The 24473-nt window shown below is 67.7% G+C and carries 25 protein-coding genes; 8 read left to right on the top strand and 17 right to left on the bottom strand.

Translation table 11 applies throughout. The features are described 5' to 3' along the window. Positions 1-14: 14 nt before the first annotated feature. Positions 15-530 (top strand): DUF1697 domain-containing protein, encoded by a 516-nt coding sequence (locus AC1D2O_RS23415; RefSeq protein WP_478086017.1) that lies wholly within the window; start codon positions 15-17, stop codon positions 528-530. Positions 531-596: 66 nt separating this feature from the next. On the opposite strand, the gene AC1D2O_RS23410 is transcribed toward AC1D2O_RS23415, so the two are convergent. The 4 genes from AC1D2O_RS23410 to AC1D2O_RS23395 all read right to left on the bottom strand — a co-directional run bounded on the left by AC1D2O_RS23410 (position 597) and on the right by AC1D2O_RS23395 (position 3673). After that, positions 597-1631 (bottom strand): L-idonate 5-dehydrogenase, encoded by a 1035-nt coding sequence (locus AC1D2O_RS23410; protein WP_478157978.1) that lies wholly within the window; start codon positions 1629-1631, stop codon positions 597-599. A 22-nt stretch (positions 1632-1653) separates the two neighbouring features. After that, the gene (locus AC1D2O_RS23405) at positions 1654-2145 is read right to left on the bottom strand and encodes a cupin domain-containing protein (protein ID WP_478086014.1); all 492 of its coding nucleotides are present in this window, start codon (positions 2143-2145) and stop codon (positions 1654-1656) included. Next, on the bottom strand, positions 2142-2663 hold the full coding sequence (locus AC1D2O_RS23400; RefSeq protein ID WP_478086013.1) for a hypothetical protein: 522 nt from the start codon (positions 2661-2663) through the stop codon (positions 2142-2144). The genes AC1D2O_RS23405 and AC1D2O_RS23400 overlap by 4 nt, the downstream gene beginning before the upstream one ends. Before the next feature lie 80 nt (positions 2664-2743). Beyond that, a complete protein-coding gene (locus AC1D2O_RS23395; protein ID WP_478086012.1) occupies positions 2744-3673 on the bottom strand; it encodes a LysR family transcriptional regulator in 930 nt (309 codons plus the stop codon). Positions 3674-3770: 97 nt separating this feature from the next. On the opposite strand from AC1D2O_RS23395, the gene AC1D2O_RS23390 reads away from it, so the two are divergent. The 5 genes from AC1D2O_RS23390 to AC1D2O_RS23370 all read left to right on the top strand — a co-directional run bounded on the left by AC1D2O_RS23390 (position 3771) and on the right by AC1D2O_RS23370 (position 9431). Next, the gene (locus tag AC1D2O_RS23390) at positions 3771-5324 is read left to right on the top strand and encodes an AMP-binding protein (protein ID WP_478086010.1); all 1554 of its coding nucleotides are present in this window, start codon (positions 3771-3773) and stop codon (positions 5322-5324) included. An 18-nt stretch (positions 5325-5342) separates the two neighbouring features. After that, complete coding sequence (locus tag AC1D2O_RS23385) at positions 5343-6506, top strand: acyl-CoA dehydrogenase family protein (protein ID WP_478157977.1); 1164 nt, start codon at positions 5343-5345, stop codon at positions 6504-6506. Between the two features lie 55 nt (positions 6507-6561). Then, entirely contained in the window at positions 6562-7548 is a 987-nt protein-coding gene (locus AC1D2O_RS23380; RefSeq protein ID WP_478086006.1) for a Bug family tripartite tricarboxylate transporter substrate binding protein, read from the top strand. Then, positions 7545-8660, top strand: a complete 1116-nt coding sequence (locus AC1D2O_RS23375; protein WP_478086004.1) for a CaiB/BaiF CoA transferase family protein — start codon at positions 7545-7547, stop codon at positions 8658-8660. The genes AC1D2O_RS23380 and AC1D2O_RS23375 overlap by 4 nt, the downstream gene beginning before the upstream one ends. 189 nt (positions 8661-8849) lie before the next feature. Then, on the top strand, positions 8850-9431 hold the full coding sequence (locus tag AC1D2O_RS23370; RefSeq protein WP_478086002.1) for a hemerythrin domain-containing protein: 582 nt from the start codon (positions 8850-8852) through the stop codon (positions 9429-9431). Between the two features lie 136 nt (positions 9432-9567). On the opposite strand, the gene AC1D2O_RS23365 is transcribed toward AC1D2O_RS23370, so the two are convergent. Then, positions 9568-10470 carry a LysR family transcriptional regulator gene (locus tag AC1D2O_RS23365; protein ID WP_478086000.1) on the bottom strand — a complete coding sequence of 301 codons (903 nt, stop codon included), beginning with the start codon at positions 10468-10470 and terminating at the stop codon, positions 9568-9570. 97 nt (positions 10471-10567) lie between these two features. On the opposite strand from AC1D2O_RS23365, the gene AC1D2O_RS23360 reads away from it, so the two are divergent. Next, complete coding sequence (locus AC1D2O_RS23360; RefSeq protein ID WP_478085999.1) at positions 10568-11455, top strand: TauD/TfdA dioxygenase family protein; 888 nt, start codon at positions 10568-10570, stop codon at positions 11453-11455. A 64-nt stretch (positions 11456-11519) separates the two neighbouring features. Here the strand turns inward: AC1D2O_RS23360 and hppD are convergent, their stop codons facing one another. From hppD to AC1D2O_RS23320, 8 genes are all read right to left on the bottom strand, one after another. After that, positions 11520-12629, bottom strand: a complete 1110-nt coding sequence (gene hppD, locus AC1D2O_RS23355) for a 4-hydroxyphenylpyruvate dioxygenase (protein WP_478085997.1) — start codon at positions 12627-12629, stop codon at positions 11520-11522. Positions 12630-12651: 22 nt separating this feature from the next. Beyond that, the gene (locus AC1D2O_RS23350) at positions 12652-12864 is read right to left on the bottom strand and encodes a hypothetical protein (RefSeq protein ID WP_478085996.1); all 213 of its coding nucleotides are present in this window, start codon (positions 12862-12864) and stop codon (positions 12652-12654) included. Then, positions 12861-13991, bottom strand: a complete 1131-nt coding sequence (locus AC1D2O_RS23345; RefSeq protein WP_478085995.1) for a site-specific integrase — start codon at positions 13989-13991, stop codon at positions 12861-12863. Before AC1D2O_RS23345 ends, AC1D2O_RS23350 begins: the two co-directional genes overlap by 4 nt. A gap of 84 nt (positions 13992-14075) precedes the next feature. After that, positions 14076-14462, bottom strand: a complete 387-nt coding sequence (locus tag AC1D2O_RS23340; RefSeq protein ID WP_478157976.1) for a response regulator transcription factor — start codon at positions 14460-14462, stop codon at positions 14076-14078. A gap of 210 nt (positions 14463-14672) precedes the next feature. Further along, a complete protein-coding gene (locus tag AC1D2O_RS23335) occupies positions 14673-15257 on the bottom strand; it encodes a hypothetical protein (RefSeq protein WP_478092080.1) in 585 nt (194 codons plus the stop codon). Positions 15258-15269: 12 nt separating this feature from the next. Next, positions 15270-16115 carry a DUF2092 domain-containing protein gene (locus AC1D2O_RS23330; protein ID WP_478092082.1) on the bottom strand — a complete coding sequence of 282 codons (846 nt, stop codon included), beginning with the start codon at positions 16113-16115 and terminating at the stop codon, positions 15270-15272. A 49-nt stretch (positions 16116-16164) separates the two neighbouring features. Further along, positions 16165-16869, bottom strand: coding sequence for a response regulator transcription factor (locus AC1D2O_RS23325; RefSeq protein WP_478092083.1), 705 nt, complete (start codon positions 16867-16869; stop codon positions 16165-16167). Further along, positions 16866-18818 carry a sensor histidine kinase gene (locus AC1D2O_RS23320; protein WP_478092085.1) on the bottom strand — a complete coding sequence of 651 codons (1953 nt, stop codon included), beginning with the start codon at positions 18816-18818 and terminating at the stop codon, positions 16866-16868. Before AC1D2O_RS23320 ends, AC1D2O_RS23325 begins: the two co-directional genes overlap by 4 nt. 288 nt (positions 18819-19106) lie before the next feature. Between AC1D2O_RS23320 and AC1D2O_RS23315 the strand changes: the two genes are divergently transcribed. Beyond that, on the top strand, positions 19107-20171 hold the full coding sequence (locus tag AC1D2O_RS23315) for an AraC family transcriptional regulator (RefSeq protein ID WP_478157975.1): 1065 nt from the start codon (positions 19107-19109) through the stop codon (positions 20169-20171). A 68-nt stretch (positions 20172-20239) separates the two neighbouring features. Here AC1D2O_RS23315 and AC1D2O_RS23310 read toward each other — a convergent pair whose 3' ends face one another. The 4 genes from AC1D2O_RS23310 to AC1D2O_RS23295 all read right to left on the bottom strand — a co-directional run. Continuing rightward, complete coding sequence (locus AC1D2O_RS23310; protein ID WP_478157974.1) at positions 20240-22054, bottom strand: tetratricopeptide repeat protein; 1815 nt, start codon at positions 22052-22054, stop codon at positions 20240-20242. A 197-nt stretch (positions 22055-22251) separates the two neighbouring features. Next, positions 22252-23142, bottom strand: a complete 891-nt coding sequence (gene phhA / locus AC1D2O_RS23305) for a phenylalanine 4-monooxygenase (RefSeq protein ID WP_478088739.1) — start codon at positions 23140-23142, stop codon at positions 22252-22254. 325 nt (positions 23143-23467) lie between these two features. Then, positions 23468-24157, bottom strand: coding sequence for a two-component system response regulator KdpE (kdpE, locus tag AC1D2O_RS23300; RefSeq protein WP_478088737.1), 690 nt, complete (start codon positions 24155-24157; stop codon positions 23468-23470). A gap of 4 nt (positions 24158-24161) precedes the next feature. After that, a partial coding sequence (locus tag AC1D2O_RS23295; RefSeq protein ID WP_478157973.1) for an ATP-binding protein occupies positions 24162-24473 on the bottom strand: 312 nt, incomplete at its 5' end.

Below are 24473 nucleotides of genomic sequence, written 5' to 3'. Positions count from 1 at the left end.
ACGGTGGATGACCGATGCCCCGCTATGTTGCATTCCTCCGCGGTGTGAGCCCCATGAACGCCAAGATGCCGGCGCTGAAGCGCTGCTTCGAAAGCGCCGGCTTCACCGACATCAAGACCGTGCTGTCCAGCGGCAATGTCGCGTTCAACGCGCGTGCCGCGTCGCAGGCGGCACTTGAACGCAAGGCCGAAGCGGCGATGGCGCAGCAGCTCGGCCGGACCTTTCTTTCCATCGTGCGCTCCGCCGATGATCTTCGTGGGCTGTTCGACGCGGACCCGTTCGCCGCACTTCAGCTGTCGACGAACGCCAAGCGCGTCGTCACGTTCTTGCGCCAGCCTCCCGAGGCCAAGCTCTCGCTTCCGCTCGAGGTCGACGGCGCGTGCGTGCTCGCCATCCAGGGCCGGGAAGTCTTCACCGCGTACGTTCCGAACCCGCGCGGCCCGGTGTTCATGACGTTGATCGAGAAGACCTTCGGCACCGGCGTGACGACCCGCACCTGGGACACGGTCAGGAAATGTGCCGCAGCCTGAACGCCGGCCCTTCGTCGGGGCGTGGGTGTTCGGGATCACGCCATGCGCGGAACCGCGCGGCCGCGCTCAGTCGAAGTTCAGCAGCACTTTCATGGCCTGCGAGCGATCGGCCGCCAGCGCGAAGGCGCGGGCCGAGTCGCGGTACGACAACGTGGCCGAAATCAGCGGCTTCACGTCCACCAGCCCCTTGTTGAGCAGTTCCACCGCGACCGCGAATTCCTCGTGGAAGCGGAACGCGCCTCGCAGGTCGAATTCCTTGGCCACGAGGGTGTTGATCGGCAGCGTCATGTCGCCGCCCAGCCCGAGCTGCACGATGATGCCGCGCGGGCGCAGCGCATCGAAGGCGCCGACCAGCGCACGGACATTGCCGCTGGCCTCGAACAGCACGTCGAAGCTGCCCTTGTCGGCCGTGAAGCGCGCCAGGCCGTCGGGCGCTTCCGCCACGTTGACGATCTCGTCGGCGCCGACCTTGAGCGCCTTGCCCAGCGTGTGCGCTCCGACGTCGGTGGCGACGATGTGGCCGGCGCCTGCGCGCCGCGCGGCGATGATCGCCAGTGCACCGATCGGCCCGCAGCCGGTGACCAGCACGCGCTTGCCGAGCAGGGAGCCGGCACGTCGCACCGCGTGCAGCGCCACCGCCAGCGGCTCGGCCATCGAGCCTTCGCCATCGCTGACCGAATCGGCCAGCCGGTGGGCCTGGTGGGTCTCGACCACGATCTGCTGGCGGAACGCGCCCTGCACGTGCGGCGTGCGCATGGCGCTGCCGTAGTAGCGCATGTCGAGGCAATGGTTCTGCAGGCCCTGCTGGCAGTAGCGGCAAACGCCGCACGGCCGGCTCGGGCTGATGGCGATGCGTTCGCCGGGACTGAAGCTCGTGACGCCGGCGCCCACCGCCTCGATCATGCCGGCGACCTCATGGCCGAGCACCATCGGCTCCTTGATGCGGATGGCGCCGAAGCCGCCATGCTGGTAGTAGTGCAGATCCGAGCCGCAGATGCCGCCGCAGCGAACCCGGACCTGCAATTGATCGGAGCCGAGTTCGGCGGTTTCGAATTCTTCGACGCGCAGGTCGCCGGGGGCGTGGATGACGAGGGCTTCCATATCCGGACTCTCACGTCGTCAGTCACCGGGCGCCGGGCGGCGCGGCCGGGACCAGTCCATAGCGGCTCATGACGGCAACCAGCGCCGCCTTGTCCGGTGGTCCTCCGGTGTTGACCACCGCGCCGACATCGCGAAAGTACTGGGCGCCGATATCCGGTGACTGCACGACCAGTGCCCGGGCTTGCGTTCCAAAGGGATTCGAAAACTGATGCACGCTGCCCTTGGGACTGAACATCGTCGCGCCGGCTGCGAGGTCGCGCGTTTCGGCATCGACGGAGTATCGCAACGTTCCCTCCAGGACATAGATGCATTCGTCGTTCTGCGTATGACTGTGCGGCGGCGGCACGTTCGAGCCGGGCGGCACTGTGAGCTCGAACATGCCGACGCGGCCGGCCTGCGACCCGTCCACGAGATAGCGAATGGTCAGCTGGCCGACTTGGATGGTCGAGGGGTCTGTCATGTCAATCCTTCGTGGTGTGGAAAAAACGGAATGCGGGATCTTGCCGGGATTCACGATCGGAACTTGCGGTCGAGGGCTTCGGCAATCGCAGCGCCGATGCAGGCCAGCGGCGCCGCCCAGATCACCGCCAGGGTGCCGACAGCGAACTGTGCCTTCGCCAGTCGTTCCGGTGTCATGTCCCCCGGAGCCGCCCCGAAGAGCTGGTACTGGCGGTACAAGTCGTAGTTCAGGTACAGCCAGGCGGCGACGGCCAGCAACAGCAGCATGAATTTCCACCCGCTGTGCCACGGCGCGATGGTCTTCTGCACCACCTTCGTCGTTTGCAGGAAGAGCCCCAGAATGAAACCGGCGCCGGCTCCGAACAGCTCGACCGTGTGGTAGGCGGGCAGCGTGCCCAGGTACCTGGAGACCGTGGGCCATGACAACAGGGCGCCGACAAGCGCGCCAAGTCCCTGGATGATCTTCTCTCTCATGGCCCGGGCCACACCGCAACGCAAGCCTGCATTCTCATGGCTGCTCCTCAGGAACACGACTTGCACGAACCCCGCACCCGGGTGCAGCGGCGTTTCCATCCAGGCCTGGAAATCGCACCATTCGAATGTAGGAGCTTTGCGAGCGTCGGGCAATGCGCGGGCGAGGCCGCGCCATCCGCTCACGCGGGGGCGGGTCGATTCCCCTGCTCGGCGCTTGCATTGGCGCGCAGCAAGGCCGTCAGCCTTTCGGCCAGCGGCGACTGCCAGGCGCCGGCGCGCACGATGACCCCCATGTCCCGCGCGATCTCCAGCTCCGGCGCCGGCAGGACCTCCAGCCCGTGTCGGCGGGCCTCGGTCAGGCCGGCGACGCTGCAGAGCGTGAGCAGGGGGGAGTTCCGCGCCAGCGGCCACATCGACACCCGGCCGAACTCCGCCTCCACGCGCACGTCCGGCCCTTCCAGGCCCCGTTTGCGGTACTCGGCGGTGATCCACTGGCGCACGCGCACGTGGGTGCCCGGCAGGATCCATTGCTCCCGGGCGAGATCGTGCAGCGAGAGCGTCCCGCGCCCCTGCAGCGGATGGTTGCGATCGCTCACCACATGGAATCGATCGGCGTAGAGCGACTGGAAGCTCAGGCCCTGCGTCGTCGCGGTCTCGCTCGCCGGGGCAAGAATCAGATCCAGGGTGCCGGCCAGCAGCATCTCGATCAGTTCGCTGATCAGCCGCTCGCGCAGCTGCAGCCTGGCGGCCGGGCGCTCCTGGATGAGCTGCCAGAAGGCCGTGACCACCAGTTCCTCGGAGACCGAAGGGCTGAACCCGACGCGCAGCTGGCCCAGCTGGCCGGTGCGCATCTGCTGCATCTCGCGCATCGCGTCGCCGTACTCGAGCCAGATCTTGCGGCCACGGTGCAGGAACGAGCGGCCGGCTTCGGTGAGCAGAACCCCCTTGGCGTGCCGGGTGAAGAGCTGCAGGCCGGCGTCCGTTTCGATGCGGTGCACGGCCTTGGTCAAGGCGGGCTGGCTGATTCCCAGCGCCTGTGAAGCCCGGCCGATGCTCGCGTGCTCGGCGACCGCCAGAAGGTATTCAAAGTCCTGGATCTGCAAAGGCATTCCTGTTGGTTATGTCTTGTGCCAGTTTGGTTGATTGTTGGCATGCGTGCAAGTGGAGAAACTGGCCCAAGACCTTCCGCACACCGAGAGACAAACCATGGATCTGAACCTGCATATCCGACGCGGCGCCCGCTACTGGGGCCAACGGCCCGCCGTCATCCACAACGGCCGCATCGTGACCTATGCGGCGCTGCACGAGCGCTCCTGTCGCCTGGCCAACGCGCTGCTGGCGCTCGGGCTCCAGAAGGGCGATCGCGTGGCCATCCATGCGCGCAACTGCGCGCAACTCGTGGAGATCGAGTGCGCGCTGTACCAGGCGGGCCTGACCAAGGCCGCGCTCAATCCGCGCTACACCGCCACCGAGGTGTCGGAAGTCATGGCCGACTGCACGCCGGCCGTGCTGATCGCCGGGGAAGGCTTCACCGGCCACACCCCGTCCACGCCCGGCTTCGAGTCGGTGCGCGCGATGATTTCGCTGGCTGGCGAACGTCCCGGCTACCTGGATTACGAGGCGCTGCTGGCCCGTGCGTCCCCGGTCGCACCGGTGGTCGACATCGATCCGGACGATATCGCCGTGCTCCATTTCTCGTCCGGCTCCACCGGCAGGATCAAGGCCGCGATGCAGAGCTTCGGCAATCGCCGGGCCAGCCTTCGCAAGTTCCTCATCGGCAGCGACGTGCGGATAGGGCGGGGCGACCGGCTCGCGCTGCTCGGCCCGATGACGCACGCCACCGGCATGCTGATCCAACCGGTCCTGCACGGCGGCGGCACGCTGGTGGTGTTCGACAAGTACGAGGTCGAGCCCTTCCTGGCGGCGGTGCAGGAACTGCGCATCACGCACGTGTTCATGGTCCCGGCGATGATCAACATGGCGCTGGCGCATCCGGCGATCGGGCGCTACGACCTGTCCAGCCTGCGCTCCATCGCCTATGGCGCAGCGCCGATGGCACCCACGCGAATCCGGGAAGCCTGGGCCTGCTTCGGTCCGATCCTCTCGCAAGGCTACGGTGGCAGCGAGACCACGTCCGGCGTGGCACGCCTGTCCATCGAAGACCACGCGCACGCGATCGCCCACCGTCCCGAGCGCCTGGCATCCTGCGGGCGACCCCACGTCGAGGCCGATGTGCGGGTGGTGAACGAGCGCGGCGAAGAGGTCTCCGGCGACGAGATCGGCGAAGTGGTGGTGCGCGGCGAAGACGTCTTCAAGGGCTACTGGGGCGCGCCGGAGCTCACGGCCGAGGTGCTGGTCGACGGCTGGTTCCACACCAGCGACCTGGCGCGGGTGGACGAGGAGGGCTTCATCTACTTGGTGGACCGCAAGAAGGACATGATCATTTCGGGCGGATTCAACGTCTACCCGACCGAAGTGGAAGCCGCGCTCTACCAGCACCCCGCGGTCTTCGAGGCCTGCGTGGTGGGCGTGCCCGATGCGCAATGGGGCGAGAGCGTGAAGGCGGTCATCTGCCTGAGGGGGGACGCCACGGCCACGGCCGCCGAGCTGATGGCCTTCTGCCGCGAGCGCCTGGCCGACTACAAGTCCCCGCGCACGATCGAATTCGCGGCCGAGCTGCCGAAGAACCCGAGCGGAAAAATCGCGCGCAAGCTGGTGCGCGAGCCCTATTGGACCGACGTGGAACGCCGCGTCAACTGAACCGAGGAACAGAGACAGATGGAACACCTTGCCAGCCCCCAGCTCGCCGAGATTCGCGAGCGTCTTGCCCGCTTCATCCAGGACGAGGTCCTCCCGATCGAGAAAGAGCTCGACCTCGGCCCCGAGGACCCGTGGCCGCGCGAGGTCCTGCATCGCATCTGGCGCCGCTCGAGCGAAGCGGGCCTGCTGCCGATCTGCCTGCCGCCCGAGATGGGCGGCGCCGGCCTGAGCGTCCTGGACCAGTGCCTGCTGAAGCTGGACATCGCCAGGTCCGGTGCGTTGCTGGGCGCCCATGTGCTGGGCGACCTGAGCGGTCCGCCGCGCGTGGGCAACATGCTGAAGTACGCCACGCCCGATCAGATGGAGCGCTTCTTCCTGCCGGTCATTCGCGGCGAGAAGGGCACCTGCTTCGCGATGACCGAACCCCACTCCGGATCCGACGCCAACAGCATCACCACCCGCGCGGTGCTCGATGGCGACGAGCTTGTCATCAACGGCCACAAGCACTACATCAGCGGTTCGCCTTTCGCCGACTTCGCGATCGTCCAGTGCGTGACCGATCCCGACAGCACACCCAAGGGGGTGACGGCGGTTCTGGTCGAGCTGGATTCGCCCGGCGTGCGCCTGGAGCAGGCCTATCTTCCGATGTCCGGCCAGCACATCGACGCCGACATCATCTTCGAGAACGTGCGGGTGCCGGTGCGCAACGTGTTCGGCGGCTACGGCAACGGCTTCAAGCTCGGCATGGCGCGCATCAACGTGAACCGCCTGCTGCACTGCCCGACGATGCTGGGCATGGCGCGCCACGTCTACGAGCTGTCTCTGGGATACGCCCGCACCCGCCAGCAGTTCGGTGGCCCGATCGCGCGCTTCCAGGCGATCCAGCACATGCTCGCCGACATGGCCGCGGCCTTGTGGGCGTGCGAAAGCATGATCCTGAACACCGCGCTGCTGGCCGATCGCGGCGCCGACATCCGCATGGAGGCCGCGGCCTGCAAGCTGTTCGTGTCCGAACGTTGCTTCGAGGTGGCCGACAAGGCGGTGCAGATCCACGGCAACGTCGGCGTGACGAAGAACCATCCGGTGGAGCACGTGTTCCGCAAGCTGCGCATGTTCCGCATCGTCACGGGCACCTCCGAGATTCAGCGCAACACGATCGCCCGCGTCATTCTGGAAGCGTGAGTGAAAGAGGCGCACCAAGCGCCCGCGCAACCTTCAATTCACAAGGAGACAAGACATGAACAAGAGACGCTTCCTGCAGGCGGCCGGCGGCGCAGCGGCGGCACTGTTCGCATCGCACGCCAGCTGGGCCGCGGACGCCTATCCGGACCGGCCCATCCGGATGCTGGTGCCGTTCCAGCCGGGCAGCACACCGGACATCTGGGCGCGGGCGCTCGGCAGCGCCCTGACGGCGCGGCTGGGCCAGCCGATGGTGGTCGAGAACATGCCCGGCGCCGGCGGCTCCATCGGCGCATCGGCCCTGAAGCGCGCCACCCCTGACGGCTATACCCTGGGCCTGTTCGCCAACACGCAAGCCATCACCGTGCATACGTTCCGCACGCCGCCCTACGACCTGGCGGCGGATTTCGTGGCCATTTCGATGCTGGGCGGCGGGGCTTCGCTGCTCACGGTTCCCGCGTCTTCGCCCATACGCACGGCCCAGGACTTGATCGCCGCGCTGAAGGCGAAGCCGGGCGGGATGGCTTACGGCTCCGGCGGCAATGGCAGCATCGCCCACCTGGCGGTCGAGCAACTGCTCAGGGATACCGGCACGACGGCCTTGCACGTCCCCTACAAGGGCGCGCCGGACATCGTCTCGTCCCAGCTGTCGGGCCAGACCCAATTCGGCATGCCCATCCTGGGGACGGCATTGACGTTCGTCAACAACGGCAAGCTGCGTGCGCTGGCCGTCACCAGCGACAAGCGGTCGCCTTCGCTGCCCGAGGTGCCGACGCTGGCAGAGGCGCTGCCTCCCGGCTTCTCGTTGAACAGCTGGTCGGGGGTTTTCGCGCCCGCCAGGACGCCGGCGCCGATCGTCGATCGCCTGTCCAGGGAGATCGGCGCCATCTTGCGCTCGGGTGCGATGGATGAGCTGGTGAAGACCATGGGCTCCGAGCTCCGCCCTGATGGCTCGCCGGCGGAGTTCCAGAAATTCGTGATCGCCGAGGACAAGCGCTTCGGTGATCTGATCAGGACCATTGGCTTGAAGGTGGACGGACGATGAAACCGGAATGGTCGTGCCTGAAGGATGTGACGATCCTCGATGTCAGCCAGTTGCTGCCCGGGCCTCACGCGGCGTCGCTGCTCGCGCAGCTGGGCGCGGACGTGATCAAGATCGAGAACCCGGACACCGGCGATACCTCGCGCCTGCTCGGGCCGGCGGTGTTCGCCCAGTTCAATCGCGGCAAGCGATCGGTCGCCCTGGACCTGAAGTCGCCCGAAGGAAAGGCGGACTTCCTGGACCTGGTCAAGCGCGCCGATGCGGTGATCGAAGGCTTCCGCCCGGGCGTGATGCAGCGGCTGGGTCTGGGCTACGACGCCCTGGCGGAGGTCAACCCGTCCATCGTGCTGTGCTCGATCTCGGGCTTCGGCCAGACCGGTCCGCTGGCGGCCGATGCGGGCCATGACCTGAACTACCTGGCCCTGTCGGGCTACTGGGCGGTGCCGGTGCAGGTGCACGACAAGGTGTCGCGGCCACGCGCGCGCATCTCGGACTTTGCCGCCTCGGGCTATGCCGCACTGTCGCTGAGCGTGGCGATCATGAGCGCCCGTCAGAACGGCCGGGGGCAGCACCTGGACGTGTCGATTCTGGATGCCGTGACGTCGTGGACGGCGCAGGGCGCCTGGGCCGCGCGCGGCATTCCCGCGGACCGGCTGATCGACTCGCCGACGGTGATGCCGGAGAACGACCTGTTCGAAACCCTGGATTGCCGCCACCTGGCGATGGGCATCCTGGAGAACAAGTTCTGGGTCAACCTGTGCGAGGTGCTGGGCGACGAATTTCCCGCCTTGCGCGATCCGCGTTTCGCGACGCGGCCGCAAAGGCAGAAGCACAAGCAGGAGGTCAACAGCCTCATGGTGCAGGTGTTCGCGGGCAAGACGCTGGCCGAATGGGGCGATCGCTTCGCCGGCACCGACGTTCCCTTCTCCCCGGTGCTGGGCGCCGCGGAGCTGTTCGAGGATGCGCAACTGATCGCCCGCGACATGGTGCGGCAGCACCCCGAGGAAGGCCGGATCTCGGTGCGCTTTCCGGTGAAGTTCTCTGCCGGCCTGCCGGACGCGCCGGAGGGGGTGCCCGCGCTTGGCGAGCACACGGAGTCGGTCCTGAAGGCTTGACGAGGGTGCAGTGCCCCACGCTGCCTCGCTTCGTGGGGTCGCTGCCCCCCGAGGGGGCGCAAGCCGCCTTGGGCGGCCCGTCCGCGCCTTTGCGCCTTGTCCGCAATTCGAGCGCATGTATTGATCTGCCGCAAGGTCGGGGCGGCGCGGAGGTGAGAGGCTACGGCCATCCCCTCCGGAGTGCCCGCAATGACACACACCACAATCAGAATCATCCGCGATGAGCATTCGGCGCTTTCCGCCATGCTGCGCTCCATCGTCCTGCTGCTGGCCCAGCACCGCCGACAGGGCACGCTGCCGGATTTCGGCGCCTTGCGCGCGATGCTCTTCTATGTCGACGAGTTTCCCGAGAAGCGGCACCACCGCAAGGAGTCCGAGCTGCTGTTCCCGAAGATGCGCGCGCGGACGCCGATCTCGCGCGAACTGCTCGACCGGCTGGACGACGACCATGCGCGCGGCGAGCGAAAGATCCGGGAAGTCGAACATGCCTTGCTCGGCTTCGAGATGATGGGCGAGGCCCGTCGTCAAGCCTTCGAGCAGGCGGTCGAGCGCTATGTCGACTTCTACCTGGCCCACATGGCGATGGAAGAGCGCGAAATCCTTCCCTTGGCAGAGAAAGTGCTGACGGACGAAGACTGGAGCGAGCTCGACCGGGCCTTCAGCGCCAATCGCGATCCGCTCACCGGTTGCGAGCCGGAGCCGGACTACGGCGCGCTCTTCACCCGGATCGTGAATGCGGTTCCCGCACCGATCGGCCTGGGCGCGGGTTGAGGGGCGGCCAACGAGCGGGAGCAGAGGGCTGTCCTTGCACCTTTACGGACGGCCGGTAGAGGGCGGGTTCGGATTCGCCCCGGCCCGATCCCGGAGTAGACGGTCTCGCCAGTCTTGAGCTCGGTGACGGTCCGCACTAGCCGCTGGCGCGGTTCGAGTGCGGCGGCACCAGCAGGTCACACATCTCCACGAAGCGCAGAGCCGATGGCGACAGCGCGTGCCCCCGCACTGTAATGATGGCGATCGTTCGCCTCATGGCTGGGCGCATGATGCGGATGGCCTTCAGGGTGCCATGCGAAGGCACCGCCACGGCGGGCAGAATGCCGACGCCCAGCCCGGCCTCCACCATCGCCACCGTCGTGCTCACGTGGGTGAACTCGTAGTTCAGTTCGCACGCAAGGCCTTCCGCCGACAGGGCTTCGAGAAGCTGCCTGCGGAACTCCGATTCTCCGAGCGTCAGCAGCGGCGAGCGCGCGAGTTCGCGCAGCGAGATCCCTTTCTTTTGCGCCGCCGGGTGATCGGCGGACACGAGCGCCATGTAGTCGTCGTCGAACAGGGGCCGACTGTGCAGGGTGCCCGGCTTCAAGGGCTGGGGGCCGATGCCGAAATCGACTTCGCCCCGGCGCACCGCCTCCAGCAGGTCCGGCTGGGCCAACTCCCGCACACGCACGGAAATGCCGGGATGGCGCTGCGCGAATTTCGTCAGCAACCCGGGCAGGCGCGTGCCCGCCACCGTGGGAACGCATGCGAAGGTCAACTGGCCCCGCTGCATGTCGGCGACCAACTGGAGGCCCGCGAGTGCATCGTCCAATTCGGCCATCGCCTTGCGGGCACTGATCATCAACTGCTCCCCCTCGCGCGTGAGTTCGACCCTGCGCGTGGTGCGATGAAACAGCGCAACGCCCAGGCGTTCTTCCAGTTGGCGGATCTGCATGCTCACCGCCGGCAGCGACAAGTGCATCTGTTCAGCCGCCTTGCGGAAACTGGCGTGCTCGGCAACGGCAAGAAATGTCGAAAGGAGCTTGAAGTTGATCTTCATCGAAAATTGAACAATCGCTCAGATTATTTGATTTGTGTTGATGGATCGTACAGGCCTACGATCCGGCCTCTGATAGTTCTTTCCGAGTGGAGCCTCTGTGGAAGTCAAGCGAATCGCCGGCGCGCTCGGCGCTGAAGTGCTCGGCCTGGACCTGCGCCGCCCTCTGAGCCAGGGCATGGCCGCCGAGTTGCGCGCGGCGTTCCTCGCGCACAAGGTCGTCTTCCTGCGCGGACAACCGCTCAGTCCCGAGGAATTCCTGCGCTTCGCCTGCGCCTTCGGCAAGCCGGTCGAATATCCGTTCGTCAAGGGGATCGAAGGCCATCCCGAGATCATCGAAGTCAAGAAGCTGGCGCACGAGCGCGTCAACTTCGGGGGCGTTTGGCACACGGACACGGCCTATCTGGACGAACCGCCCATGGGCACGATGCTGTTGTCCAGGGAGGTGCCCCCTTATGGAGGCGACACGATGTTCGCAAACCAGGTGCTGGCCTATGAGGCCCTCTCAGACACGATGAAGCGCCTGCTGAATGGCCTGGTGGGCATCGCCAGTTCGGCCAAGGCGGATGTCTCGAAGACGCGCGAAGACCGCATCCGCAGCGACGGCAACGAAAGGGTGGCCCGGGAGTTCGTCTCCAGGCATCCCGTCGTGCGCACCCATCCCGAGACGGGAGAGCAGGCGCTGTATGTGAATGTCGCGCACACCGACGGCATCGAAGGACTCACGGAGGCCGAGAGCGCGCCGCTGCTGCGCTTTCTCTTCGAGCACCAGGTCAAGCCGGAGTTCACCTGTCGATGGTCCTGGCAGACGGACTGCATCGCCTTCTGGGACAACCGCGCGGTCCAACACAACCCGGTGAACGACTATCACGGCTTTCGCCGTGTATTGCACCGGATCACCCTCGCCGGCGGGCGGCCGTTCCAGGATTTGTCGCGACAGCAGACGATGCCGCGCGGCGTTCAAGAGCCAAGCGAGGCGGCGCATTGATGCACTTGCGTCGAGGCGACGGGCCCGGAGATTCGAAGCTCCTCCGGCCAAGGCGGTCGATGGTCTAGGTGGCAGTTGGAGCCGGGGGCTCCGGGCGGTCCGATTTCAGCACGCCGCGGCGCACCTGGTCGCGTTCGATCGACTGGAACAGCGCCTTGAAGTTGCCCTCGCCGAACCCGTCGTCGCCCTTGCGCTGGATGAACTCGAAGAACACCGGCCCGAAGACGGTCTCGGAGAAGATCTGCAGCAGCAGGCGCGGGCTGCCGCCCCCGGTGCTGCCGTCCAGCAGGATGCCGCGCGCCTGCAGTTCGGGGATCGGCTGGCCGTGGCCGGGGAGCCGCTGCTCGAGCATCTCGTAGTAGATGTCGTTGGGCGCGGTCATCAGGGGCACGCCGGCCAGGCCGAGCTGGTCGATGGTCGAGATCAGGTCCTCGCTCAGGAGCGCGATGTGCTGGATGCCCTCGCCATTGAACTTCATCAGGAACTCCTCGATCTGGCCCGAGCCGCCCTTGGAGGATTCCTCGTTCAGCGGAATGCGGATCTTGCCGTCGGGCGCGGTCAGCGCCTTCGAGGTGAGGCCGGTGTATTCGCCCTGGATGTCGAAGTAGCGGATCTCGCGGAAGTTGAAGAGCTTCTCGTAGTAGCCGGCCCAGAAGGCCATGCGGCCGCGGTAGACGTTGTGCGTCAGGTGGTCGACGATCTTCAGGCCGTGGCCGGCCGGATGCCGGTCGACGCCGGCGATGAATTCGAAGTCGATGTCGTAGATCGACTTGCCGTCCTCGAAACGGTCGATCAGGTACAGCGGCGCACCGCCGATGCCCTTGATCGCGGGCAGCCGCAGCTCCATCGGGCCGGTGGCGATCTCCACCGGCTGGGCCCCGAGCGCGAGGGCGCGCGCGTAGGCCTGGTGCGAGTCCCTGACGCGGAAGGCCAGCCCGCAGGCCGAGGGGCCGTGCTCGGCCGCGAAGTAGGCCGCCGGGCTGTTCGGCTCGCGGTTGACGATGAAGTTGATGTCGCCCTGGCGGTACAGCACCACGTCCTTCGAGCGATGGTGCGCCACCAGGCTGAAGCCGAGCTTCTCGAAGAAGGGCTCGAGCAGGTTCGGCGTGGGCGAGGCGAACTCGACGAACTCGAAGCCCATCAGTCCCATCGGGTTCTCGAACAGATCGGTCATGTGCGTGCTCCGAAGATGCGGCCTATTCGGCCGTGATGTTGGCCTTCCTGACCAGCCGGGCGTAGCGCTCCTGCTCGGTCTTGAAGAACTGGGCCGAGGCCTCGGGGCTCATCGGGTTGATGATGTTCTCCTGCTTGGCCATGGCCTCCCTGGTCTCGGGCATGTTGAAGGCCGCCACCACCGCAGTGTGCAACCGTTTGACCTCGGCCGGTGGCAGTTTCGCCGGGCCGATCACCGCGAACCAGCCCGCGACGTCGACGCCGACTCCACCGCCGGCTGCACCTTGCCGCGGATCGCCCGCGCGGTGAAAGTCGTCTTCATGCCGAGCTGTTCCGAGACCTCGGCATCGCTCATTCCGCCCTGTATGAGCCGCGCGGCATAGGCGTTGCGCACGAACTGCGGGCCATGGAAGGCCGCTTCGTGGCCCAGCACATCGAGCGTGCGCTTCACGCAGCTCGTGACCACGCGCTCGGCCAGGTCCGGTGCCACGGGGCTGCAGGCAGCGCCCAGGCCGCCGCCGATCAGTTCGGCCGACTGCACCATGTCGGCCTGGCCGAGGAAGAGGCGATTGGAGACCCGGGCGTGCTCGTCGCGCTCGCGCCGCGTCCGCACCACCCGCAGCGTGCTGCGGGCCTCGAGCCACTGCTGCAGCGCCTGCCCCAGATGCGGGGGGCCGACCAGCGTGCGCGCCTCGACCTGCCGGTGGCCCGGCGAGCGGATGACCACGCTGCCGTCCGCCTGGATCGTGATGTTGCGCGGGATCAGCTTGCAGACTTCGGACAGCTTCAGCCCGCACTCGGCCACCACCAGGCGCAGCGCCAGGTTGCGCGCCGGCGTCCAGCCGCTGGGGAGCTGGCGCGACTCTTCCTCGAAGAGCTCGGCGGCCATCCGTTCGTAGGCCGCCAGGAAGGTCGGGCCGGGCGGCAGCGGGGGATCGGTCTCGAAACGGGTCTCGGGCTGTCGCCGCTTGCGGTCGAGCACCACCGATGCCGGGTTCGAAGCGAGGACGCCGGTGGCGTGCAGGTGCGTGAAGACGCGGTGGATCTCCGCCAGGTAGGTGCGCATGGTGCGCACGCTGGCGGGCGCATCGTCGCGTCCGCGCAGGGTGTCGAGAAAGGACTCGACATGGGCCTGCCGGACCTCGTCGAGCCGCAGCGACCGGGCGGCGAGCCAGCGGCAGAACTTGCCCCAGAACGATTGATAGAGCTCGTTGCTGTGCGCGGTGTAGCGCGGCGCATCGGCGCCGGCGCTGTCGGAGGCCTTCTTCCAGCTCAGGGTCGAGCGCCACTGCCGATGGGCTTCGACGGGATTCTGAAGCCAGGGCAGGCGAGCTTCGGAGGAGGCGGCGATGGTGTGCGGCATGTTGCTTGAGATGCAGCATAGACCAGAGGGGCAGGGCCTGGAAGAAGAGTCCTGCGGATCTTCCTCGACATCGGGGCGCCGCAATCAGGACACGGGGTTGGACTGCACGGCCACATCGATGGCATCCAGCAGGTCCTTGCCGCGAAACGGCTTCGACAGATAGCCCGACGCGCCGCGGCGCATCGCGTCGATACGCACCTGCGGCGCGTCATGCGCCGTGACCACGATGACTGGAGGCCCATGTCCGCGCGTGCGCAATTCCGTCAGCAATTCCAGGCCGGACATCGCGGGCAGCTTGAAGTCGCTGACGATGCAGGCGGCCTTTGCGATCGATCCCTCGGCCAGGAGCGCCTCCGCCGACGCATACGCCACTGTCTTCCATCCGGCCGCGTTCAGCAGGCGCTGGATCGCCTGGCGCATGCTGTCGTCGTCCTCCACCACAAGTACCACGCCGGTCGGGATCAGTGTCATCGGGGTGTCCGTGAAGCGGCCGATCGGAATCGCGCGTTCCGCCGAAAAGCCGCTTCGATCATTGCGCGCTGGCGTTCGCAAGGAAACCCGGTCGAGGGGCAATTCGATTGCCCGAAAGGGAAGGCGCGCAGCGTGCTCAGAACCTGAAGCCGTCGCCGAAGTGGAGCCCGCCCATCGCCACCTTGGTGGAACTCACGCTTCGGCTGTCGCTCACGGCGCGCCCACGACGGTGTAGTAGACGCCGTTGGCGCCGTAGAAAGGCCGGAACCAGCTGTCGCCCACATGGTAGTAGTCGACGCCGAAGCGGTTCACCACGACCGCGCCTTCGGGCACCCTCGCGTAGCTCACGCCCATGGGATAGACGGCGCGGTTCGCGTTGGCGACCGCGGCGCCGGCCGCCACCCCGACGACTGCCCCCGCGGCCACCGCGCCCGCGCAGTCGTAGCAGCCGGCGTGGTAGTAGGGGACCGCCACCGGCGCGTGGTACGGCGCATAACCCGCGGCGCCGTAGGCGGGCGGGCGGTAAGTGCTGAAGCCGCCGGCGGTGGTGTGCACCGCACCGTAGCCGGCGACGCCGGTGGTGGTGCCGCCGTACATGTTGGTGTGGCTGGTGGCGCCGTCCCAGCTGTGCGTGGTGCTGCCGCCGTAGGCATTGGTGTGGGTGGCGCCACCCCACCCGCCCTCGGAATGGCCGCCGAAGCGGTTGGCGCTGGCCCAGGCGGCGGCCGGTGCGTGGAAGCCCGCCGTGATCAGCAAGATCGCCAGCAGCGGCAGGAGGGCCTTGGGTGATGTCATCGTTCGAGCTCCTTATGGCGCCTTGGCGGCCGGCTTGGCCGCCTTCTTCGCTGCCGCTGCCGCGGGCGGCTTCGGCGCGGCAAATGCGATCTTCTTCGCGTTGGCCGCGTTCATCGCCGCGAAGGCCTCGGCCGCGATGACCGGGTCGAGCTTCCAGTTGGACAGCTCCACCTGGTGGCGCAGTTGCAGCGGGTCGCCACGGAAGACGGCGCGCATCTTGCGCGGCAGCTTGTCGTCGGCGCCGATCCAGATCTGCATGAACAGGCTGTCGCTGGCGATCGCGATCATCTCGGTCGTGGTGCCGCCGACCACCTTGGACTGGCCGATGTAGAAGGCCTTCGCGAGGCCTTCGGTGAGGGTGCCGAAGGGGTCGGCGCCGACGATATCGGCGAACGGGAAATAGATCGCCGCGCTCTCGAAGGCCTGCTTCAGCATGGCGTCGATGGTGGGTGGCGCGGGCGCCACGGCGACCAGGTTCTCGGCCGGCGCGAAAGCGGTCAGCGTCTTGCCGTCGTAGTAGTACTCGGCGGGCGGGCCGTCACCCAGGGTGATGACGCGCAGCCGGTCGGGGCGTTGCAGCAGCACTTCGGAGGTGGTCGCATAGGCCAGCGAGGGCCCGACGCTGCTCGGGCTCTCGTAGGTGGCGACGGCGGTGAAGGCCATCGACTTCGCCGCCGTCAGGCTGGCGCTCATCGCGCGCAGCAGATCCATCGCCTTGGCGTCGAGCTGGGGTGCGGGTCGGGCGGGCGACTTGGCGGCGGTCTTGGCAGGCGCAACGGTCTGTGCGTTCGTGCCGGCGGCCAGTGACAGGGCCGCCGCCAGCATGAAGGCCGCTGCGATGAATCGAGACCGGATCATGAGCTGTCTCCTCGAGAAAACCTGCGATGCGCACCCCTGAGCGCGGTCATCATCCGTCCGGCGCCATGGAGGGGGAATCGGGTGCGAGGGCAAAGCGATTGCCCGAAAGGGAAGCCCCGAGCGAGGCAACCGGCGCGCAGGACGGCTGCTGCCGAAGCCGTTCGGCAAGGCGGCCGAGCTCGGCCGCCGAATCCGCGCCCAGCTTCAGCATCAGATGGGCGCGCTCGGCCTTGATGGTGCGTTCGCTGGTGTGGAGCTCGTCGGCGATCTGCTTGTTGAGTTTGCCGGCGACGACGCGATCGAACACCTCGCGCTCGCGTGCCGTCAGGGTGGCGAACAGGGCCTCGAGCCGCCTCGACGCGTCGCGAACCGAGCGCTGCGAGGCGTCGTGCGCGAGTGCCCGGTCGAGCGCCCCGAGCAGCGTGTCGCGCTGCACCGGCTTCTGCAGGAAATCCACCGCGCCGGCCTTCATCGCCCGCACGCTGGACGGCACGTCGCCACGGCCGGTGAGGAACACCACCGGCAGCATGCAGCCGTGCTGCCGCAGCACTTCCTGCAACTCCAGCCCCGATGGCCCGGGCAGGCTCACGTCGAGCAGCAGGCAGCCTGGATGGTCGGGCAGCGGGTGCAGCAGGAACTCGCCGGTCGAGGCGTAGCCGCGCGCTTCGAGCCCGGCCGCATCGAGCAGCCGCAGCAGCGCGGCGCGCAGTTCGTCGTCGTCGTCGACGACGTGGATGAGGGGCTTTTCGCTCATTGGAGTACCTCCGTGCTCGGCGCCGGGGGGTGTGCTTGCCTGGAGCGACCCGGCGCGGCGTTTCCGGGCGGCGCGGCGCTCGTCTCGACCCACCGCGGCAGTTCGAGGTGAAACACCGTGGCTTCGCCCGGCGTGCTCACGGCCCAGATGCGTCCCCCATGGGCCTCGACGATCGAGCGCGTGATCGACAGGCCGAGGCCCATGCCGCGGCGCTTGGTGCTGAAAAATGAATCGAAGAGCTTCGGCAGATGCTCCGGCACGATGCCATGGCCGCGGTCGCTCACCGTGATCTGCACCAGGGCCTCGCGCTCGGTGATCGAGACAACGATCCTGCGTCGGCTCTCGGGGAGGTCGCCGACCGCATCCATCGCGTTCAGGACCAGGTTGATGAGCACCTGCTGGATCTGGATCGGGTCGCCGACGACCCGGACCGGCGTCGCGCAGGGGCGTATCGCCAGCGTCATGGCCCGGCGCCGCGCTTCCGCGTCGAGCAATTCGCAGCCGTCGCCGACGGCTGCATTGAGTTCGAAGGGCTGCCTTGCGATGGCTTGTTTCGCCAGCAGGGTTCGCAGCCTGGCGATCACATCGCTGGCGCGCAGGTCATCGCGCCGGATGTCGGCCAGGATGTGGCCGAGATCGTCGGGCCCGTGACGCCCCGAGATGAGCAGCAGCTCGGCCGCTTCGGCATTGGCCAGGATCGCTGCGAGCGGCTGGTTGATCTCGTGGGCGATCGACGCGGCGAGCTCGCCCGCGATCGCCAGCCGCGACGCATGTGCGAGTTCGCTTCCCCGTTGCACCAGTGCCATCTCGGCCCGGCGGCGACGCCGGTGCTCGAGCACGAGCGCGGCGATCAGGCCCGCCTGCAGCAGGATCACGGTGCTGACGATGAGACCGGCTGTCCGGTAGGCTTCCCAGAAGGTGGGTTGCCTGAACGCCACCAGCGCGTCGGCCGGGATGTCGGCGTCGGCGACGCCCCAGCGCCGGGTCTGGCGCAAGTCGATGTTGAGGACGTTCGGCATCCGCTTGGGAAGTTCCAGCGACGAGGGCGTCTCGCCGCGCAGGAGGCGGTCGACGACCTGTCCCGCCTGTTGGCCTATCGATTCGAAGTGCGGCACGCGACCGCCGACCGCGCCCGTGCCGACGAAGGAGCTGAAGGTTCCATACACCGGCACCGGCGCTGCCTGCGCGATGAGCTGGACCGAGTCGTGCGGCGTGAACCACAGGCCGTCGCCGCTCTGATAGAAGCCAGGGGTGAACACCAGCGAGTCGGCGTCGAGCCCCCGGAGGCGCTTCACCAGGGCCTCGGTGGGCAGTCCGGCCAGAAACTCGGGCTTGATCCTGTCTTCGAAACGCGCCGCCTGGCCTCGAAGCAGCGCTTCCCATTGACGGTCGCGCAGCGTCGTGCCCGTCACGACGTAGATGCGCTGCGCGTTCGGATGCCAGCGCAGGGCCTGCTCGATCGTGCCGGCGATGTCGTAGTCGATCGGCACGCCCACCACGTCGGTGGGCAGGGGGCCCAGCGGCGCCGGAAAGCTCGTCGAGACCGCGGCATGGACCACCGGAACCCCCGGAAAGAGCCGTTCGCGATGGCGCAGCACGAAGTCCAGCGCATCCCTTGCGACGGCGACGACCACCGCGGGCGGATGGCCGGCGTACTTGTCGTGCAGGTAGGTCGCCATCGTTCGCTCGTAGGCCTCGCCGACGAATTCGGGGCGATCGAGGGTCTCGCTGAAGATCTGCACCGGCCGCTCGCCGGTACTGGCGATGGCGTTTCGCAGTCCGGTCTCGATGTCGACGTTGCCAGGCACCAGCCGGCCGTTGGTGTACAGGACCAGGACGTAGCGACCGGGGTCCGCGATCGCGTGGCCGCCCGTCAGGAGCAGGCACAGCGCGATGAGATTCAGCCGGGCCCATCGCCAGAAGAGCAGCCGAAGCGCAGACCTCTTCACGGCTGCGGGCGAACAGGGGATCACGGGCGATGGCCGGACGACCGGCTCCGGTTGCTTCAAAGGCGCCAGTGCGGCGCACCGTCCGGCGTGGAGGGGATGACCCTCGGAGCCATTGACCTGAAGTTCTTCGACATAGCGATTCCCTCTTGGTTTTGTTTGGCCGGTTCGGCGAGCCGATCGACGCGGGAAGTCGTCTGCGGGGTCGAACAGTAGCGAAATTCCCGGCGTCGGTCTTGACATATTGGGCCACGCGTTCGACCATGCGCCTCCACACCGAGGACTCCCGGGATGTCGAGACCAGCGCTTCGATCGCGACCTGTCCGCCTCTGGAGCCTGGGCGCCGAGGATCCGGGTACCGTGCGTGTGGCGGCCATGGCGGGCATTCCCGCGGTGATGCGCGGCAAGGGGTTCGATCCGGCGCCGGTCCTCGCCGAGGTCGGGCTCGCTCCCGGCACCTTCGACGATCCCGACCTTCACATGTCCTACCGCACGGCCGGCCTGCTGCTGCAACGCTGCGCAGAGCTCACCGGCTGCCAGCATTTCGGGCTGCTTGCCGGCCAGCATGCGACGGCCTCGTCGCTGGGACTGCTGGGCGCGCTGATCCAGAGCTCGCCCACCGTGCAGTCGGCCCTCGACAGCCTGATCGCCCATGTGCATCTGCAGACGCGCGGCGGCGTGCCGACGCATGCCGTGGAGGGCGAGAACGCCAGCTTCGGCTACGCGATCTATCTGCGGAACATGCCCGGCACGGCACAGGCCTACGATCTTGTCGCGGCCTTCGAGTTCAACATCCTGAAAGCCGTGTGTGGCCCGCGCTGGGGCCCCGTCGAGGTGTCGTTCGCCCATGGCGCGCCGAAGGATGTGCGGCCCTACCGGCGCCTGTTCGGATGCCGGCTGCGCTTCGATGCGGACCGGACCGAACTCAGCTTCAACAGGCACTGGCTTGCCCAGCCGCCGATGGCGTCCGACGTCGAGCGCCACCGGCAGTTGCAGCGCGAGATCCTGGCGCAGGAAAGCCTCGCGCCCGACGCGCTGGTCGACCACATCAGCGCCGCGCTTCGCCAGATGGTGCTGAACGGGCGCGCGACCGAAGGCCTGCTGTGCGACCTGCTCTCGGTGCCGAGGCGCACGCTGCACCGGATGCTGGCGGCGCAGGGCACGGGCTTCAGGAAACTGCTGGAGGACGTGCGCTACGAAGTCGCGCGCCAGCTGCTGATCGACACCGACATGTCGACCGCCGAACTGGCGGCGTCGCTCGACTATGCCGACGCCAGCGCCTTCAATCGCGCGTTCCGCCGCTGGACGGACTCGCCGCCTGCCGCCTGGCGCGCGAGGGCCAGATCCGTCGACTGATCTATAGCACGGTATATCATCAGAAAGGGGCCGGTATCACTCGCCATCGCGCTTTTTGTGCCCGCCCCTCAGAGCCGCGCCAGATCGGGTCCGTCCTTGGGCCCGAACCACGCCCGCCGGTAGGCCTCGCGGGCCGTGCGCTCCGCCTTGGCATCGCCCTTCCTGCGCTCGACCTCGGCCAGCCCTGCCAGTGCCCATCCGTTGTTGCGCACGCGCGCCAGGGAATCCCTGAATGCCTGCTCCGCTTCGTCGAGCTTGCCCTGGCGCAGCCTGACCGAGCCCAGCGATTGCCGGACCGGGTAGTACCAGTAGGGTGGCTCGGTGTAGGTGAGTGCGTCTTCGATGGCGATGGCTTCCGTGTACGCCTTGGCCGCACCGTCCAGATCGCCTGTCGCGTCGGCCAGCCGCCCGGTGGCGACCAGTCCCGCGGTGCGCACGATCTCCTTGGCCGGCAGCCCCCAGGGCTCGAAGGGCTTGAAGTCCGCGCTGCGTTCGATGGCGGCGATGGCGGCGATCTCCTGCTGCGCGCCTGCCTTGTCCTTGCGCGCCGCGAAGGCGACGGCGCGCGCGTAGTGGTACATGGTCGAGACCAGCACCACCTCGTCGGACGGCGCCGGAAGCTTGAGGATCGTGTCCGGGTCGCTGAATTGCGCACGTGTGGTGTAGTGCGCCGCCTTGATCGGCTGCAGGATCGGGAACAGCTTCACCAGCTCGCCCGGCACCGAGGCGTCGAGCTTCGAGGCCGCATCGATCGCCGTCTTCGCATCGCCGCCCATCTGCGCGGAGACCATCACGAAGTGGATGTTGTGCGGGTAGTAGGCGGCCTTGTAGAGCGGATCCGACGAGGAGGTCTTGAAGTAGTTCTCGTCGGCCTGGATCGCGCTGAGATTGGCCTCCAGCGATTCGCGGTACATGCCCACGCGGTAGTAGATGTGCGCGGGCATGTGCACCAGGTGGCCGGCGCCGGGTACCTGTGCGGCCAGCCGCTTCGCGTAGGGCAGCGCGCGCTCCGGCTGGGTGGACGCCTCCACCGCGTGGATGTACAGGTGGATGGCGCCGGGGTGCGCAGGATTGCGTTTGAGCACCGTCTCGAGGGCGCCGAGGATGTCTGCGCCGCGTCCCTTCGGCTGGGCGCCGCCGGCCTGCCAATAGTCCCAGGGCTGGGTGTCCATGGCCGCCTCGGCATACAGGGCCTGGATCATGTCGTCGGTCGGGAACTTCGCCGCGACGGCCTTCATGGCGTCCGCATAGGCGCCGTCCAATCTGCTGCGGTCGGGCTGGGCATCGGCGGCGTAGCGTTTCTCGAGGGCGCCGATCAGCATCCGCTCCTTCTCGCTCGCCTTGCCCTTGAGCGCCACCGCCTGGGCGAGCGCGGCCAGCGCCGGCGCGTTGGCCTCCGGCATCATCGGTACGTTGATGTTCGGGCCCAGCACCAGCGCCTCGCCCCAGAAGCACATGGCGCAACGGGGATCGAGTCGTTGCGCGGCCTGGAACGCGCGTTGCGCCTCGGCGTGATTGAAGGCGAAGGACAGGCGCAAGCCCTGGTTGAAATAGGCCTGGACCTTGGGGTCATGCGTGCCGATCGGGAACGCGAGGGTGCCGAGGTTCCGATAGAGCGGCACCGTGCCGCCGGCAGCCTGCATCGGCACCGGCTGGAAAGGTGCCGTCTCGCTCTTGACGCGGATCAGCGCCTTGAGCATCGCCGGCGGCCCGGTGACCACCGGCCCGCAGGCGCGGCCCGGCTGCGACAGCAGGGGATCGAAGGCGGGTGCCGGACCCCCGGCACCGACCCCGTCGGCCACCAGCAGGCCGGACGATGCGAGGGCGATGGCGGCCGTCGGCAACGCCTGGCGGCCGAGCATGGAGCGGTGGCGCGTTGGCATGGCGTTTCCCTCTCGGAGTCGAGGCGGGACCTGCTGCGCACGGGCAACTGGCCCGTCAATGGATGGGCCGGATAGAGGACAAAAATTCTGGCACCCCCCGAGGGGCCGCGCAATAGACCATTGGGCAAGGCGCCCTCATCCCATTGGACATGGCTCGGCCCTGCGGCAGCAAAGATGCCCGTCAGCCGCTCATCCCGTCACCCGGAGCGTTTGGCGGCGTGGTAGCGGCCGGTCCCGCGAGCAATGACCGTGTCGCCAGGCAGCACGTCGCCAGGTTCGTGCTCGGGCATGTTCGCCACGCGCTGGTAGTGGGGAGCGAAGTCGATGTGTGCCAACTCCAGCAACTTGTCGAGACTGTCCAGGACGAAGTAGGTTTCCTGGAAATCGTCGATGCGATAGCGCGTTCGCATCACGCGTTCCAGGTCGAAGCGCACCCGGTTGGGCGAACTGTCCTCGACGGAGAACACGGTCTCCGTGGCGGACGAGGCGATGCCCGCGCCGTAGATCCGCAGTCCTTCGGGCTGTCGCACCAGGCCGAATTCGACCGTGTACCAGTACACGCGCGCAAGTTGCTCCAGCACGCCGAGTTTCTTGGCGCGCAGCCCGCCTACTCCGTACGCCTGGATGTAGTCGGCGATGGCGGGGTTCATCAGCATGGGGACATGGCCGAACACGTCGTGGAAGACGTCCGGCTCTTCCAGGTAGTCCAGCTGGTCCGGCTGGCGGATGAACCGGCCCGACGGGAAGCGCCGATGGGCCAGGTGCTCGAAGAACACGTCGTCCGGGATGAGCCCTGGCACCGCGACCACCTGCCAGCCGGTGCGCTTCATCAGCGCGACCGAGAGGTCCTCGAAGTTCGGGATCCGGTCGGCGCCGATCGGCAGGTCTTTCATGCCCTGGAGAAACTCGTCGCAGGCGCGCCCGGGGAGGAGCGCGCTCTGGCGCTCGAAGAGCGTCTTCCACACACCGTGCTCCTGCGCGGTGTAGGAAGACCAGCCCTGGTCGATGGTCCAGTCCGGGCGTTCCGGGCGATGCGCCTCGCCAGCGGCAAGGCCATGCCGAGCGGTTTCGTTGAGCTGTCTCAGCATCTTCGGAACTCCTCGGCGGCCTGCCGGTGGTGCGGCCATGGATGGGCTCGTTCGCTCATGCGTGCTCCTTTGCGCTTGCCAGCCGATGCGGCGCTCTTCGCGGTTCGTCCCGCCATGCACCCATGGTAGTGAAATTTCAATTCCCTATGGCGCAACATGAACCGGCGGAGAGGGTGCCTGGCGGGACGAACTTCTTGCTAGGCCGGGGGAGAGGGTGTGGGCGATGGATGAGGCGGAACGTTCGGGGTGTGCGGATGTGGTAGGCAATTTCCATCTGATATACCGCACTTGAGGTTCCGGCGACACCTCCACTCCCCTCCAGATCTCAGGCCACCAGGCGATACCCCACCGCAATTTCTGTGATCAGATGCTGCGGCTGAGCCGGATCGACCTCGAGCTTCTGCCGCAAGTGCCCCATGTAGATGCGCAGATAGTGGCTCTGCTCGCCGTGGGTCGGGCCCCACACTTCACGCAGCAGCTGGCGCTGCGTGAGCACCCGGCCCGCATTCGCCACCAGCACCGACAGCAGCCGGTACTCGGTCGGCGTCAGATGCACCTCCGCGCCCGCGCGCCGCACCAGGCGGGCGCCGCGATCGACCTCGACCTCTCCGAAACGGAACAGCGCCTCGGGCTCGTCGCCGCCCGCGGCTCGCGGCCGGCGCAGGTTGGCGCGCACGCGGGCCAGCAGTTCGCCGGTGCCGAAGGGTTTGGTCAGGTAGTCGTCGGCGCCGGCGTCCAGCGCGGCGATCTTGTCGGCTTCGTCGGTGCGCGCCGAGAGCACGATGATCGGCACGCCCGACCAGCCGCGCACGTCGCGGATCAGGGACACGCCGTCGCCATCGGGCAGACCGAGGTCGAGTACCAGCAAGTCGGGCTGGCGCGTGCCTGCGGCGGCCAGGCCTTCGCGCAGCGTGCCGGCCTCGTGCACCTGCCAGCCCTCCGCTTCGAGCGCCCCGCGAACGAAACGGCGGATCTGAGGCTCGTCCTCGATCACGATGGCAACAGGAGTGGACATGGATTCAGTCTGAAATGGCGATGGGTTCGATCGACGCGGGCGGTTCGCGCCGAGGCAGCGTGACCGTGAATTCTGCCCCGCCGTCCGATGCGTTGGCCGCCGCGATCTCGCCGCCGTGCGCGCTCACCACCGCCTTGCAGATCGCCAGCCCGAGCCCGACGCCCGGCGTGGCGGACTCGGCCTGGCCGCGGGTGAACTTGTCGAACAGCTGCTGCTCGTGGCCCCGCATGGCGTTCGGCAGGCCGGGGCCGTGGTCGCGCACCGTGAGCACCAGGCTCCTCGGCGTGACGCTCGCGCCGACCACGATGACCACGAT

It is taken from the genome of Variovorax sp. P1_G12 (assembly GCF_056405555.1).
This window is presented reverse-complemented; position numbering and strand designations above follow the sequence as displayed.